This window comes from Plectonema cf. radiosum LEGE 06105 (assembly GCF_015207665.1).
In the GTDB taxonomy this organism is placed as follows: Bacteria; Cyanobacteriota; Cyanobacteriia; order Cyanobacteriales; family Nostocaceae; genus Rivularia; species Rivularia radiosa_A.
In genome coordinates this window covers 26,207-42,952 of sequence record NZ_JADEWL010000006.1, presented here as the reverse complement: position 1 = coordinate 42,952, position 16,746 = coordinate 26,207, and the positions used below count along the sequence as shown (strand labels likewise).

At 38.4% G+C, this 16,746-nt stretch carries 10 protein-coding genes and 1 tRNA gene; 7 read left to right on the top strand and 4 right to left on the bottom strand.

The features are described 5' to 3' along the window. Window positions 1-225 precede the first annotated feature (225 nt). The 4 genes from IQ247_RS02965 to IQ247_RS02950 form a co-directional block, all read right to left on the bottom strand. Window positions 226-1,365 (bottom strand): citrate synthase, encoded by a 1,140-nt coding sequence (locus IQ247_RS02965; protein WP_193916890.1) that lies wholly within the window; start codon window positions 1,363-1,365, stop codon window positions 226-228. Between the two features lie 114 nt (window positions 1,366-1,479). Further along, window positions 1,480-1,974 carry a phosphohistidine phosphatase SixA gene (sixA, locus tag IQ247_RS02960; RefSeq protein ID WP_193916887.1) on the bottom strand — a complete coding sequence of 165 codons (495 nt, stop codon included), beginning with the start codon at window positions 1,972-1,974 and terminating at the stop codon, window positions 1,480-1,482. 197 nt (window positions 1,975-2,171) lie between these two features. Then, window positions 2,172-3,464: a DHH family phosphoesterase gene (locus IQ247_RS02955; protein ID WP_193916885.1), complete on the bottom strand. Its 1,293-nt coding sequence runs from the start codon at window positions 3,462-3,464 to the stop codon at window positions 2,172-2,174. A gap of 1,332 nt (window positions 3,465-4,796) precedes the next feature. Next, window positions 4,797-5,294: an HNH endonuclease gene (locus IQ247_RS02950; RefSeq protein WP_193916883.1), complete on the bottom strand. Its 498-nt coding sequence runs from the start codon at window positions 5,292-5,294 to the stop codon at window positions 4,797-4,799. A gap of 214 nt (window positions 5,295-5,508) precedes the next feature. Here IQ247_RS02950 and alr point away from each other — a divergent pair, with 214 nt between their 5' ends. The 7 genes from alr to IQ247_RS02915 all read left to right on the top strand — a co-directional run bounded on the left by alr (window position 5,509) and on the right by IQ247_RS02915 (window position 16,177). After that, window positions 5,509-6,705, top strand: coding sequence for an alanine racemase (gene alr, locus IQ247_RS02945; RefSeq protein WP_193916881.1), 1,197 nt, complete (start codon window positions 5,509-5,511; stop codon window positions 6,703-6,705). Between the two features lie 44 nt (window positions 6,706-6,749). Continuing rightward, window positions 6,750-6,831, top strand: a tRNA-Leu gene (locus IQ247_RS02940). A gap of 1,093 nt (window positions 6,832-7,924) precedes the next feature. Further along, the gene (locus IQ247_RS02935) at window positions 7,925-9,001 is read left to right on the top strand and encodes a response regulator (RefSeq protein ID WP_193916879.1); all 1,077 of its coding nucleotides are present in this window, start codon (window positions 7,925-7,927) and stop codon (window positions 8,999-9,001) included. 73 nt (window positions 9,002-9,074) lie between these two features. Next, window positions 9,075-9,452, top strand: coding sequence for a response regulator (locus tag IQ247_RS02930; protein WP_193916877.1), 378 nt, complete (start codon window positions 9,075-9,077; stop codon window positions 9,450-9,452). Window positions 9,453-9,456: 4 nt separating this feature from the next. Next, on the top strand, window positions 9,457-9,960 hold the full coding sequence (locus IQ247_RS02925; protein ID WP_193916875.1) for a chemotaxis protein CheW: 504 nt from the start codon (window positions 9,457-9,459) through the stop codon (window positions 9,958-9,960). Between the two features lie 62 nt (window positions 9,961-10,022). Further along, entirely contained in the window at window positions 10,023-12,851 is a 2,829-nt protein-coding gene (locus tag IQ247_RS02920) for a methyl-accepting chemotaxis protein (RefSeq protein WP_193916873.1), read from the top strand. A gap of 290 nt (window positions 12,852-13,141) precedes the next feature. Next, window positions 13,142-16,177, top strand: a complete 3,036-nt coding sequence (locus tag IQ247_RS02915) for a hybrid sensor histidine kinase/response regulator (protein WP_193916871.1) — start codon at window positions 13,142-13,144, stop codon at window positions 16,175-16,177. Window positions 16,178-16,746 lie beyond the last annotated feature (569 nt).

Genomic DNA, 16,746 nt, shown 5'->3' with positions numbered 1-16,746 from the left:
TGGGAAAAGGAAATGAGGAAGCTTACCACCGCCCTTGATACTCCTCCCCTTCCTTTAAATTTCGTACAAACGTACCAATGATACAGCCTCTAACGGGGGGGTACAGTCAACGGGGAACGGGGAGCAGGGGAAGAATTAGCCCCTAAATTAATTTATGAAAACAAATCCCCTGATTTTAATTATGGGATTTTCCTACTCCCTACTCCCTACTCCCTACTCACTGATTTAATCCCTTTCAGTTATATGGACATATTCAACTTGATGATGACCTTTGTAAACCTGACCAGGACGGAAAATGCGATTTTCTGCAATCTGTTCTTTCCAATGTGCTAACCAACCAGCAACACGAGCCATCGCAAATACTGGTGTAAAAAAGTCTGTAGAAATGCCTAATTTTCTATACACTAAACCTGAGTAAAAGTCAACATTAGGATAAATTCCTTTATGACCTAATTTTTCCTCTACTACTCGTTCCATTTCTTGGGCAATGTCATAGTATTTGTCATACCCAAATTTGGCAAATAGTTCTTCTGCTAAGTTTTGTAAAATCAGAGCGCGTGGATCTTTGACCTTATAGACACGATGACCAAAACCCATTATTTTAGTTTTGCGCTGAATACAATCTAAAACGTAAGGGCGGACGTTTTCTATAGAACCAATTTCTTCTAGCATCCCAATTACTTCTTCGTTCGCACCACCGTGTAAAGGTCCACCCAAGGTTCCTACTGCACTTGCAACTACTGCGTAGGGGTCTGTAAGAGTGGAAGCTGTCACCCTAGCGCTGAAAGTAGAAGCATTCATGGTGTGTTCGGCATGAAGTATCAAGCAAACATCAAATATCCGCGCTGCTAAGGGGTCTGGTTTTTCCTCATGGAGCATATACAAAAAGTTCGCAGCATAGTCTAGCTCATCATGAGGACGCACGGGGTCATCACCTCGTCGCATTAGTTCAAATGCGGCTACCATCGTCGGAATACTTGCTAACAGACGCACAACAGCATCTCTAATGTAAGCTGGATTATTTAAATCGCGGCGGGAATAAAATAAACCCAATGCTGCTGCTGAAGCTTGCAAAACATCCATGGGATGACCGCTTTCGGGAAAACACTTCATCATGTCCCGAATGCGGTATTTTATCCGTCTATTTTGGTGAACTTCACGTTCAAATAATGCTAGCTCTTCTTTATTGGGCAATTCACCCCAAATTAGCAGATAAGCAGTTTCTAAGAAAGTACTCTTTTTTGCTAGTTCTTCAATTCTGATGCCACGATATTCCAATATTCCCTTTTGCCCGTCAACATGACTGATACTAGACTGGGCTGCGGGAACACCATCCAATCCGGGCTTAAATTCGGACACCATCATGGCAATACCATATGAACGTTTGAAAGATTTTATAGAGCTAACTTACCAGAAAGTTTCACCATGATAACAGTATCCGTTAATACAAAATTTCTTGAACCAAGGATTGGATAACTATCATAGCAAATATCTAGGTGGTGTCAGCCAAAACATCTGACAACGACCCACAAGAGAACCGTTAGGGGGTGTTTCTATTCCGATAGTACCTGCTTTTTTCAGGACTAAGCTATCTTTAGCTTCACCCCAAACTAAAATTTCTGCCCAATTGCTTAAACAAGGTTCGTGTCCCACCAGCCCCAAGCGTGTGGAAGATGGATATTTTTTGGACATTAACCATTGTGTAATCCAATCTTGGATACTACCTTCAGGAGCAAGGTAAGAACATTCTTCTAGTTGCGAACTTAAACCTGTTGAAATTAATATTTCCGCCGTTTGTTGCGCTCTTACTAAGGGACTTGTAGCAATCAAATCAAAACTTAAGCCCAAGTTTTTTAAACGTTGAGCAACTTTTTGGGTTTTTTTTCGTCCATCTTCGGTGAGGCTTCGTTCTTGATCTTTCATCTCGCTTGTAGCAACTTGTGCGATACCATGACGAATCAAATATAGTTCCACGGCATTTAATTTTAGATTTTAGGTTGATAGTTGATAGTTGATGGTTGGTGATTATTAAGAGGGAAAAGACAGTTTACGCTAAGTTTTTTCACAAATTAATACAATAATCTTATATCTTATAGTAATTAGGTATTTATAAGTGAACTAACTTTTAACTAACCACTAACCACTAACCACTGTCCACTATCAACTATTTATTATTCATCATCAGACGAAATCGGATTATCTTTGGGATTGACCAATTTCAATAATTTTTGTTTAATTTGGGTATCATACACTTCCCATTTCATTTTGGCGTAACCGGAGTCTTCGTTGCTTCCAGACAAGAAACCCATGGGAATCTCAAAGCCTCCTGCACTGGTACGTCCACCACCAAAAAAACGACCCGTACTATCTTGCCCAAAAGCTTCTTTGATAAATTCATCGGGGTCTAAAGTTAGTTTATTCGTTCTCAAAGAACCAATCACTACTTCTAATTCTTCATCTTCATCGTGAACTATACCGTAGACAACTGCGGTGTGTACGTTGTCTTCTGTCACTAAAAAATCAGCTGCTTGGGGAATCGCATCTCTATCTTCGTAGCGCAAAAAACCAACACCAGCAATTGAAAAGTTATTTTGCACAATCCGATTTTTTAAAGAACGTTCAATTACATCCATAACTCGCTTAGAACGAGTCGCCCGCAATATGGTGTTAAGCAACTGACCGTCATAAAATCGACTTAGATAAGCTGCTGCGATGAAATCTTCTTCTTTAGCCTGCATCAGCCGATTTGTATCTGAGTGCAAGCCATGCATTAACGCTGTTGCACAATTAATGTGTTCGCTGATGCTGCTATCTAACTGCAATAACCCATTCTGTAGGTATTGAGTAAAAATTGTTGCCGTTGCCCTTACTCCAGGACGTATGTCAACAAATTCTGATTTAAAATCACCTTGTAAATTGTGATGGTCTACAACCACAATCGCTGGGATTCCCGCCTCTTTTACTACGTCTATTAAAGCAGAAGTGGTGCCTTGATTATCAATTAAAACGTAGCCTTGATAAGATGATAAATCACGTTTCTTAAAGTTTTGTAAGGGAGTGCGTGTTGCTGGTAAGTTGGTTAACTTGACTAGAGCAATATTTTCTTGATGAGAAAGAGTCCCACCATAGACGATATCGCATTTTATATCGTATTGCTCGGCAATCAATTGATAAGTCCAAGCTGAAGAAAGAGCATCGGGGTCGGGGAAATCCTGTAATATAATTATTTGACGCTCGTGTTTATGTGCTTTAAGCGTTTGCAATAATTGTTCTGATTTTTGGACAGCTACAGAATTAGCACGCAAGCCTGCTCCATAATTACCGCTCTCGAGTTCCACTGTCGCAATAGACCTTTTTTTTGATGGAAGCGATTCTTCTAAGGATTTTTGATTATTTTCAAGGGTTTTTAAGTCTGGTGTCAATTGCAATTCTTTAACCTGCTTATTGTAATAATTTAGTTGCATAGAGAGGGTTTATCGTAGCCTGAAAGGTTAGTTTCAAAAATTTTAAAAAACAGCTAATATTTTCACCTGCCACATACTACAATTTTCGCACTCTATGTAGCAAAGTGCTAATATCTCATATATTTATAATTTGTCAAGTTAACCGCTCGAAAAAATCTGGACATATCTACCAATATATAGACATATCTAGACAAAAACGTTTGTAATCTTAGACCAAAGTCCTAAAACAATCATTGCTTTTAACGCTTCTTTTAAGCAACTTACCTTTCGCATCGGAGGCGCAATTGATAGCGGTTTCTCATCGGCGTTTAACGACGCTAGTTCCTAAGACCATAAGCAGAGTATGAAACATGGGCTACAGCCAGGTGTAGCGCAACACGCTTCTTACGAAGTCTGTCCTCCGAATACTGGGCGCTACTGTCTGTATTGTTTTGGGTTAGACAATTTCCGACTAGTTACCTAGTTACTTTTCTGTGTACGGGTTGTCACCTCACGCTCTAAGTGGCTCTATTACTGTGCTTTAGCTCACTAAGCTAATTATAAACCGAAGCTACCAAATATCAACTGTGAAGATTGGTTGTTTCCACTTCATTCCAAGAACCCGCTCTAACCCCTACCCTATGAGTACACTCAGGGTAGGGACTGCCGCGAGTAGTTCAATCATAGCTAAGTCAGCATCATTAAATCGGCGTTGCCTCAAAAGGCTAATAAAATAATATTTTGCACCATTCTTGACCCAGACATTTGCTAGAAACCAAGGTTTAGTTCAGGTGGCTGAAGGTGTGATAGAACTAATTATAATATATTAATTTGAGATATAAATTTTCTTGGGGCGGGGAACACCTTAATTTTAAAGGATAAAGGAAAACAAACGCAGATAGTTCGATTTATTTTAACCAATCTGAGTTGTAAAGCCCGAAATTCGCCGCCAAAAGCCTCTTGTCAAGGATTTTCAGCCAGCCTTCCTGATGAAATTCTTGTTTTTTAACCGATTCCTATTAAATTTACATATCATTTAACTTTTTTTGATAATTTTAATTTAGATGCACCCTGCTTGCCGTTTTGTAAACATGATGTAAGATATTAAAGTTCTTGTCGCTTAGTGATTTGATTTGGCTTGGCAATAGCAATATTGCACTACTCCGATCCAGTCGTCGTGTAGCTGCATGATTCAAAAGCCTATTTTTATTTTGCCAACTCTTTGACGACAAAATTTAAACGGCAATATTCAAATTGTCCCTCGCAACCTGAGTTGTTTTGTCTGCCTTGCATCGCATCTTAACTGCTTGTATCAAAGCAATTTATGCCGTACTCGTGACATCTAGATTTATGTCAAAGTCCTATAACATATTTTTGCCATTCTTGATGCAAACCACTTTTAAGATGTTTACTGACCTCAAAGTAGAGGCTACTATAAGGTCGGCGTGGGGTATGATGCAATGGCATATGAGCTTCTTGCGGTGTACGATTTCCTTTCTTGACATTACAGCGAACGCAAGCTGTAACGATATTTTCCCAGCTATCGCCCCCACGACGCGATCGCGGTATTACATGATCTAATGTTAAGTCATCGCCCTTGTACCCGCAGTATTGACAAGTGTGACTATCGCGATGCAATATATTCCGACGTGTTAAAGGAATTTCCTTGTAAGGCACGCGCACGTAATAGCGCAACCGGATAACAGTAGGGAGTGGAAAACCTGAGTAAATAAATTTACCGTTATGTTCTACCCGTTCTGCTTTTCCTTTAATTAGTAAAATTGCAGCACGACGCCAGCTCGTAATATTGAGCGGTTCGTAAGAAGCGTTTAAGACTAAAACCTTTCCCATTGATAGTCGCTCAAGGTATTAGTTTTACATATATTAACACAAATTCACTCTAATTTGGGAATGAGTTTAATTTATACTGGCCACTAAATTTTAGATTTTGGATTAACAATGACGACTCTTGTATTCTAATCGTAAATAACGCTAAACTTCCAGATCGACCCGAACAGCTTCTAAGAAAAAGAATAGAAACATAGTTGTGAATGGGAGATCATAAATGTTAAGTCATCAACAAAATAAAAGTGTCAGTTCGATTGTTCCTTGTGATACTTATGCTTGGTTTTCGCAACGTGCTTGGGTGGAAATTGATTTAGCGGCATTATCTAATAACATACTTGAGCTACGTAAATTGCTATCACCGCGCACTCAATTCATGGCTGTGGTGAAAGCAGATGCTTACGGACATGGAGCTGTAAGTGTGGCTCAAACGGCGTTAAAATCAGGAGCTAGTTGGTTGGGTGTTGCGACAGTTCCAGAAGGAATTGAACTAAGAGAAGCTGGGATTAAAGCTCCTATTTTGATTTTAGGTGCTACCTATACTCCAGAACAAGTCCAGGCAATTGCTCATTGGCAATTACAACCGACACTTTGTAGTACTAAACAAGCTTTAATATTTTCTGATATTTTAGAAGCGATAAATTTTGATTCCTCATTACAGGTACATATTAAATTAGATACCGGAATGTCGCGCTTAGGTACTGATTGGCAGCATTGTGCCGAGTTTGTTCAATTGGTTGCACGGTTGCCTTATCTTCAGATTGCCAGTATTTATTCTCATCTGGCAACCGCCGATAGCCTTGATAATACCGTGATGAAACTGCAACATCAGCGTTTTGAAAGTGCGATCGCCACGATTAAAGATATTGGCATAGAAATACCCTGTCTGCATTTAGCAAATTCTGCCGGTACTTTAAGCGATAAATCTTTACATTACGATATGGTTCGGGTAGGTTTAGCTGTTTATGGACTTTATCCATCAGTTCATTTAGGCTCCACAGTTGAGTTAAAGCCGGTTTTACAGGTAAAAGCGCGAGTGACTCACGTCAAAACAATTGAGAAAGGTGTTGGTGTTAGCTACGGACACACATTTATTAGCAACAAACAAATGCGTTTAGCAGTTGTAGGAATTGGTTATGCAGATGGAATACCGCGCAATCTTTCTAATAAAATGCAAGTTTTGCTTCGGGGATTAAAAGTCCCTCAAGTTGGTGCGATTACTATGGATCAAATAATGATCGATATCAGCGCTATATCTGATGTACAAGAGGGAGAAATCGTGACTATTCTGGGGTTTGAAGGTGAACAACAAATTACTGCCGAAGATTGGGCAAATCAATTAAATACTATTTCTTGGGAAATTCTTTGCTCTTTCAAGCATCGTTTACCTCGCGTGAATCCTAAAATAAAAAAATAACTCTTCTCAAAAATATTTTTTTATGATATCCTCATTAAGTGAATGCGGATGTGGCGGAATTGGCAGACGCGCTAGATTTAGGTTCTAGTGCCTCCGGGCGTGAAGGTTCAAGTCCTTTCATCCGCATTTTTTTATCTTTTTATTTTTTAAATACCTTGATAGAATCAAGCTCACTGTTGTATGTGTTTGCATGATTTGGTGTCAGGAACAAATACGCTTCATTCTCTACATTTAAAAGTAAAATTTTTGACAACATAGTCTCAATATACGGTTCTGAGTTTGACCTGGTTAAAATAACCGACATTGAGCAAGAAAAATCTTGATATTATTAGGCAACACCATAGCATTTCCCAGTACTTGGGGTTGGAATATAGCGAGTCTATGAGTAAATTTTAGAGCGTAATACTTAAATAAGTAGTTAAGATTTGCAAAGTATATAAATATAAATCTAAATATTAAGATTGCGGCTAAGGCAACAGCAACTAACTGAAATTTCTCAAAATTAGCTAGTATCAGGATTTACACTCTTCTTTTGGGATAAATCAAGAATGGTGAACAAATTCGTTTAAAAAAGAAGAATTGCATCAACAACCAAAAAAAAGCTGAAATATACTAAGTTTTACTAAGTATTTATGATAATTAGTTTCTGAATGTTCGCAAGTAACTATATAAATAAAGCTAACTTGCAGTAGATTTAAAAATCATAATTTTTGGTAATGTATAAAGTTAAACTTTCTATTTACCGATAGCTACCTTAATATAAAGGCTGCAATCTTTGTCTGCTTTGAGAAATATCTAATTAAATTTGATTATGTGAGAATGAATAATAAGGTAAAAATATTTTATACAAGTGACCAAGGAATAAATTAACTGTATTATACTTAAGTAGTAATACGGTAAATTTAATTTAATTAAACAACATTAATAGCTGAACAATTTAAATTGCTTGAGTAAGCAAAACACTCAGTACCTTTAAGTAGTCTTTACAGTTTTTTTACTTCTTATCTAGAAATCTCTGTTAACCTCAGTACAAGTAAGTTGTTAACCAAAATATAACTGATTATCTTTAAACGTTTACTAACTAAGATTTTGTTACTTGTATAGATAATATACTGGGTTTTATTTGTTACTAAAATACATAAAGTTTATTTTTTATATCAGGGAAAATTCGGAAAAAATTAGATGTAAATTGATCCAATTTAGCAGTGGTAAGAGCAAAATGAGTACAACTCCCGTAGATGGTTATAAATTATTTCAGAAACTTCATCCGTTATCTTTGTTGGCACAGTTAAGCAGTCGTCATGCTACAGGTTGCTTAAGAATATTTACTAAGTCAAATTCATGGAGTATCTATTTGGAGGAAGGAAAACTTACTTATGCTTCTTGCTCGGATAACTTATTTGAACGACTTGATACTCGTCTCCGACAATTGAATCAGCAAATACCGACTCTGAATAGTTCAGCACGTATACAAATGCGAATGAAATTTGAAACTAAGGATGAGTCAGTTTGTCAACCAGATTATCAAGCAATTTGCTGGTTAGTTGATGGTGATTATATTACTTATCCTCAAGCAGCAACTTTAGTAAATGAATTAGCAAAGGAAGTATTAGAATCGTTTCTGACAATCAAAGAAGGAAGTTACGAATTTATTTGTGAAAATCCCTTAGAAGATTTACCAATATTTTGCCATTTGGATTTACGTTCTTTGGTAGAAAATGCTCAAAAAGAGTTGAGAAGTCGTCGGATAAACCAACAAAAAACCACATCAGAGGAGCATTCATCTATAGTAAAGGAAATAAAACTGCCAACTATTGAGGTTAAGGCTAATGAGGAAGTTGAAGACCAACTAAAAAAACAAACTAAGAACGAAATTGTCAAGGATAATAAAGATAATAAAAATACAAATATTTCAAATAGTACCAAAGAACGGTTATATACAGTTGCCTGTATTGATGATAGTTTAACTATCTTGAAATCCATTAAACGTTTTTTGGACGAAGATAATTTCTCAGTTGTAATGATCAATGATCCGGTAAAAGCTTTGATGCAAATTTTGCGTAGTAAACCGGACTTAATTTTATTAGACGTAGAAATGCCAAACTTAGACGGTTATGAATTGTGTTCCTTACTACGAAGACATTCAGCTTTCAAAAATATTCCGATCATTATGGTAACTGGGAGGACTGGATTTGTAGATAGAGCAAAAGCAAAGATGGTAAGGGCTTCTGGTTATTTGACCAAACCTTTTACGCAATCAGAGTTGTTAAAGATAGTCTTTAAACATATCAGTTGATCGATCAACATTTACCGTAAATAATAGTAACCTGATTTAATAGATACCGAACAATTTTTGGGGATAAATAAAAATGAGTCTTACTTTGCTCGGAACGATTTTAGTAGTAGAAGATTCACCTAGTGAATTGGAATTAATCAGTCATTTTTTAAACGAGAGTGGATATAAAGTAATAAAAGCTACAGGTGGTAAGGAAGCATTAGAAAAATTAGAACTAGAAAAACCAGATGCAATTATTACTGATGTAGTAATGCCGGGAATGAGTGGTTTTGAGCTTTGTCGCTCATTGAAAAAAAATCCCGCAACTCAAAAAGTTCCCATCGTTATTTGTAGTTCTAAAAATCAGGAAATTGATCGTTTGTGGGCAATGAGACAAGGGGCTGATGCTTATCTGACAAAGCCTTATACTCGTGAAGAACTTTTACGTGCGATTAAATCCATCGCAATTTGAGCCAATGAATAATTCAAGCATTATATTAGCTAACGGGCAAAACCAAAACCCAAAAAATTTGGGAGATGGTTATCTGAAGTTTTTTATTAATCCACAAACTCCTGCTATTGTGTCGATGAACCAGACACAAGAAGCAATGGTTGTGTCTGTAGAATCCGTTACAGCGATGCCAAATATGCCTTTCGGTATTTTGGGGTTAATGAATTGGCGAAGTCGGATCATTTGGGTAGTTGACTTAGCCAAGATACTCAATCTACAATCCCCCCAGAATCGTCCCCGACAATATAGTGTAATCATTGTTCGGACTCAATCGATGATTTTAGGTTTGGTAGTGGATGAAATTATCGGTACTCTCAGGTTTAACAACGATGAAATTCGTTCACCTGTAGGTCAGGTTGCATCTAGTTTAGTTCCCTATTTACGCGGATGCGTTGTGCAACAAAAAGAAATATTACTGGTATTAGATGCACAAGCGATTGTGCATTCTTCTAATCTCCGCAGTGAGTAGGGTGTACTACAAAATTAATCGACGTTTAGTGTAATATTTTACCACTCCGGGGCAATTAATTTATGCTTAATAAAACAGATGCGGCTAAGAGTCCTGATGCTCAAAATAAGACATCACTTATTTCATCTTCCGACAACAGCGATCGCGCAGTAGAAATATCTTCAATACCAGATAAATTAGCAACTGTAAATCCTGTTGAGTCCAATAGTTTAATCACTCGATTTAAACGGCTGAGCTTGAGTACCAAAACGGCAATTTTGGCGATCGCCATAGCCACATTTCCTGTATTGATTATTGGTACGGGTGCCTACATAGTTGCTAGTCAGGCTATAAGCAACAAGATTTCTCGTTCACAGGAAGCACAAGCAAAAGATTTTGCGGATAAAATCAACCGTTTTATGTTTGAACGGTATGGAGATATTCAGATATTAGCGAATCTGCCGACTATAAGAATTCCTGGGACAGCTTCTAGCGAGCAAAGAGCGGTGCTGGATAATTATGTTGATACTTATCAAGTATATGATGGCATTGGCATTTTTAATTTGAATGGGGATGCAATCGTTGAGTCGGAAGGAACTAATTTTGGCAATCAAGGAAATTTAAACTATTTTCAGAATGCTAAAAATACCGGCAATGCTGCGATTAGTCAGCCAGTGTTTTCCAAGTCTAGTAATAGCTTCAATATTTATACTGCTGCTCCCATTAAAAATGCTCAAACCGGAGCAACTACATCTGTAGTTATAGCGCGGATGCCGGTTAAATCTTTAGAAAACGTAATTAAGAATTATGCCAGTGACGGGCAAGAATATCATATTGCTGATGCTGAAAATAAAATTTTTCTCAGTCAGGAAGAAAGTTATATCGGCAAGAACCTGACAGAAGAATATTCAAAGATACCTCAAAAAGCTGAATCAGAAAAAGCTTTTACGGATGTTATAAAACATCAAAATCATTCAGAAGCTGAATTAGTAAGTTATGTACCTTCCTCAGAACAGATTCAGGTACAAGGTTTACAGCCTTTGAATTGGGATGTAGTTTTAGCAACGGATGCTTCTAGTGCCTTTGCACCGCAAAGAAATTTGCTGCTAACTATCGCGTTGGGGACGGGGTTAACGGCTGTTTCCGTAGCCTTGCTTGCGGCTTGGTTAGCAAAACAGGCTACCCAGCCGATTTTGAATGCTACAGCAGCGGTGGCAAAATTGGGTAAAGGTCAATTTAATACCCGTTTGGATGTGGGAGCAGAAGATGAAATTGGGCTGTTAAATGCCAATATTAATCAAATGGCATCCCAATTGCAACTGCTAGTTAAAGAACAAGAAGTAGAAGCACAAAGAGAAAAGTTAAAAGCAGATATTACCCTGCGTATCCGTAGAAGTCTCAAAGCAGAGGATATTCAGAAAACAGCGGTTCGAGAAATTCGTCAAGCTTTGAAAACAGATCGGGTTGTGATTTACGAGTTTAATCCCGAAACCTGGGATGGAGCAGTGGTTTCCGAATCCGTAAGCGCTGGTTTTCCCAAAATGATGGGGGTTTATATTGAAGACCCTTGTTTCCGCGAACGTCAAGTGCAAATGTATAAAAATGGTCGAGTTAGGGCGATCGCCAACATTTATGAAGAAAAGGGCTTAAAGCAAGCCAGTTGCTATGTAAAAATGTTGGAACAGTTTGCAGTTAAGGCTAATTTGGTTGCACCAATTTTAATTCAAGACCAATTAATGGGTTTATTGATTGCTCATAATTGTGAAAGTCCCCGAGATTGGCAGCAACAAGAAGTTGATTTGTTCAAACAATTAGCAACTCAAATCGGTTTTGCTTTAGAACAAGCCAAGCTGTTGGAAGAAGTTGAGCAAGCGCGACAATCAGCGCAAACTGATTCCGACGACGAAAGACATCAAAAAGAAGAACTGCAAATGCAGTTGCTCGAATTGCTCAGTGAAGTCGAAGGTGCAGCGATGGGTGACTTGACGGTACGGGCTGACGTTACCGCAGGTGATATCGGTACAGTTGCCGACTTTTTTAACTCTATTGTCGAAAGCTTACGAGACATCGTAACCCAGGTTAAAACTTCTGCTACCAAAGTGAATCAAGCGATTGGAGACAACTCCGGTGCGATTAACCTGCTTGCAGAACAAGCGCTTTCTCAAGCTGCGGAAATCACTAACACCTTAGATGCCGTTGATCAGATGACGCAATCAATACAAGCAGTCGCAGAAAATGCCAGGGAAGCAGCCGTGATTGCTAATACCGCTAGAAGCACTGCTGCCAATTCTGGAAAAGCAATGGAGTTGACAGTACAAAACATTTTTAGTTTGCGTGAGACAGTAGGAGAAACTGCGAAAAAAGTCAAGCGTTTGGGTGAATCTACGCAGCAAATTTCTCGTGTGGTAGCATTGATTAACCAGATTTCCATGCAGACCAATCTGCTGGCAATTAATGCCGGAATTGAAGCAGCACGTGCTGGCGAAGAAGGTCAAGGTTTTGCAGTAGTAGCCGAAGAAGTTGGCGAACTAGCAGCCAGAAGTGCCGCAGCCACCAATGAGATAGAACAAATCGTGGAAAATATCCAGCGTGAAACTACTGATGTTGTCCAGGCAATGGAAGTAGGAGTATCCCAGGTGGTACAAGGGACGCAAATTGTGGAAGATGCTAAGCTGTCATTAAGTCAGATTCTAGAGGTTTCGCGCCAAATAGACGACTTAGTACAGTCAATTTCTACAACTACCAATCGTGGTGTAGAAACATCTGAGCAAGTAAGCGCTTTAATGAAAGAGATTGCTGCTGTTTCGCAGCAGACTAGTACTTCTTCCCGTCAGGTTTCCGAATCGCTGCAACAAACTGTTGCAATTTCCCAACAATTACAAGAAAGTGTCGGTACATTCAAGGTCAGTTAAGAGTAATTGGTTACTAGTAATTGAGTTTGTAGTTATAAATAACTAACAACTGATGACTAAATAGATTTTAGATTTTAGATTTTGCGGAAAGTTTGGGGTGTAGATTCTCGAACCCCAAAACTTTCCAAGACAGATGAAGGGATTTTCAATAATATGCTCCTAACTTGAGTTATCTGGATATTTGAAAATTCCCAAATCATAAAATCAGCAATCCAAAATCCATTAGCCCAAATCCAAAATTGAGTGACTAACAACTAATAACTGATGACTAATGGCTAGGGACAAATAATATGTCACAGGACAAAGAATTTGAAATCCAGATGCAGTTCCTGGAAGAAGCTAGCGACTACCTCAACACGATTGAAGGGGTATTGCTAGAAATCGACACCAGCGATCGCATCGACTTGGAAAAGATCAACGCCGCGCTTCGAGCCGCTCATTCGATTAAAGGAGGAGCGGCTATGATGGGATTTCGCTCCCTGAGCGATTTGGCTCACCGTCTGGAAGATTCGTTCAAAGTTCTGAAAACGAGGAAAAGCTCTTTAGAAGTTGATACCCAATTACAAAGTCTACTTTTGTCTGGAGTCGATTGGCTGCGGCAAATAGTAGAATTGCATTCAGAAGGTCATGAATTAGACGAGCAGTGGTTAGCAAGTTTTTGCTACCCAGTTTTTGAAGAACTGCATCAGCGTTTGGGAGATCCTAGCCCAGAAGATGCTTCTTCGATGTTATCACCTGAAGATGGGCAAGATATTATACCCTTGTTATTTGAAACCGAAGTAGAAGGGTGTTTGCAGCGTCTGGAGTCAGTATTAGCCGATCGCGAGCAACCTTGTCTGAAAGAAGAAGTTGCGATTATGGCGGCGGAGTTGGGTGGTTTGGGTGAGATGCTGCAATTGCAGGCTTTCAGCGGCTTTTGCGAGTCAGTTACTTCGTTATTGGAAATTGTCCCCCAGGAACAAGTCGAAGAAATAGCGCGTGCAGCCCTTGCTGGATGGAGACGTTGCCAAGCTTTGGTATTAACAAATCAAATCGAAAGTTTACCTACACACTTAGAATTGGGTGGCATAGAGGAAACCCAAATCGTAACTGATATCGAAGTAGAGCATTTTACACAATCGACAGAAGTAGAGGAAGTCGAAGATACAGGGGAAGAAAACTGGCTGGTTGAAGATATAATTACCGCAGATTTTGAAGCTTTGGAGGCGGCTTTTGCTCAAGAAAGCGCTGCTTCTGAGTTTGATGAAGTTGAGGTACATACACCCGCAACCGCTCAAGAATTTGCTACTAACGTAAATCAACCATTTGTCGAACGCAAGCCTGAACCAGTTGCGGCTGCTAAAAGTGAAACCTTAGAAAATACAGTCCGGGTTCCTAGTAAGCAACTCGAAGAAATTAACGATTTATTCGGCGAACTGATTATTCAACGCAACGGACTAAACTTACAAATGGAAAGATTGCGTAAACTAGTTCGCAATCTCAGCCAAAGGGTACAAGTTCTCGATCGCGAAAATCAACGTTTGCGTACTTCATACGATAAAATTGCTACTCAAGCTACAATACCATATCCTGTTCAATCTCTGGCGATGATTCCAGGAGAAGGTACGAATATTGAATCTCACAAGATTTATGAATCCGATAGCATCAATAATGAATTTGATGCTTTGGAAATGGATCGTTACAGTGAGATGAGTCTTTTGTCCCAAGAAGTGATGGAAACCATCGTCATGGTACAAGAGGTGACAACTGACGTACAAATTAGTCTTGACGATACAGACAACGTTTCGCGGAAATTAAATAAAACCTCAAAACAATTGCAGCGTAAGCTGACTCAAGTGCGGATGCGTCCGCTATCGGATTTAACTGACCGTTTTCCCAGAGCTTTACGGGATTTGTGCGTAGAATACGGTAAAAATGCTCAGTTAAAAATAGAAGGTGCGAGTATTTTAATTGAAAGGAGAATTTTAGAAGCTTTAAATGACCCCTTGATGCACCTGCTGAGAAATGCTTTTGACCACGGTATTGAAGACCCCAGCACCAGAATACAACAAGGTAAGCCAGAACAAGGTTTAATTGAAATTAAAGCCATCAACCGTTCCAATCGTACCATAATTACCATGCGCGATGATGGTAATGGTATTTCCCTAGATAAAGTTCGCAACCGTGCTATCAGCATGGGGTTGGATGAATCTTTGATTAATCAGGCTACCGATGAAGAAATATTATCGTTAATTTTTGAGCCTGGATTTACCACTTCTGACCAAGTTACAGCATTATCCGGTCGCGGTGTAGGTATGGATGTGGTTCGTAACAATCTTAAACAAATTCGGGGAGATATCAAAGTTGATACGGTACCCGGAGTTGGAACTACATTTACGCTGTCAATGCCTTTCACTCTATCAGTTTCCCGAGTTCTCTTGGTAGAAAGCAGTCGAATGTTACTAGCTTTCCCAACAGATGTGGTTGAGGAAATATTTTTACTTGATGAAGAACAAGTATTCCCTGTGGGTGGTGGACAAGTTCTGAATTGGCAAGGAAAAAGCTTACCCTTGATTGGGCTTGGTGATTATTTACAGTTTAATTGTCCTCGTTACAATAATCCCGACTTGGAAACTCCTCCAGCAATTAATGCTAGTAGTGTATTAATTATCAACAATAGCAATCAATTAGTAGCAATACAAATTGACCGTTGTTGGGGAGAAATGGAAGTTGCGATTCGTCGGGTAGAAGGAGATATACCGTTACCAGCGGGTTTCAACAACTGTACAATTCTCGGTGATGGAAGAGTAGTAGCTTTAGTTAATGCTGGGGAATTGCTTTACTGGATAGCTGCTAACGAACGTACTCCTAAAAACAATCAACTACCATCAACAAAGTTAAAAACTGCTTTTCTACATCAAACAGAGGAACAAGCTCTAGAACACGTAACTAAGGGCAAGGGTACAATTTTGATTGTAGATGATTCGATCAATGTCCGGCGCTTTTTAGCATTAACTTTGGAAAAGGGTGGGTATCAAGTAGAACAAGCAAAAGACGGTCAAGATGCGTTGGAAAAACTTCAAACTGGTTTAATTGTACAGGCTGTAATTTGTGATATCGAAATGCCTCGCGTTGATGGTTACGGCTTTTTAGGTCGAGTAAAATCAAACAGTGATTTAAAAAATATACCCGTTGCGATGTTGACTTCTCGTAGTAGCGATAAGCATCGACAATTAGCAATGCAGTTAGGAGCCTTAGCTTATTTTTCTAAACCTTACAACGAACAAGAATTACTCCGAACTTTGGAGGAGATGATTTTTTCTGTCGCTGGAGTTAGCAAAGGTTAATGATAGGATTGTTTGAGTTATGAGCTGATTCATTAATCGACTCATAACTTGATTTTTTGATTTTTAAATTAAGATAAATTAAGATAAATCATTTTATTTATATTTTATAAATATCTTCCAATAATCTATTCACCCGATATCTTTGAGATATTGCAATACAGTTGAGTTAAAACTGTGAATAAACGATTAACCTAATGTAGAGACGCGATAGGGTTCACGCGAAAGCGTGAAGCGATAGCGTCATAGGGTATTATTTTGCGTCTCTACTTACTCAAAAAACAAACTATCTTTAAAGCAAACTTACAGCTATGATCTTGATTTTTGAACATAATTATTAATATAGAATGTCGTTATTTAAGCATAAAGTCTGAGTAATTTAATATACATAAGTTTTTTATAAAATATTGTAAATTGATGATGCAAACAATAATTAAGATTAAGTAAGATTTCCTATCAGCTAGGTGCGGCATGAAAGTATTTTTATGATTTTTATTAATTAAATAAAAAAAAGCAAATTTATTAAAAATAAACTGAATTAAAAATACAAATAAATTAATTAATTTAGTTTA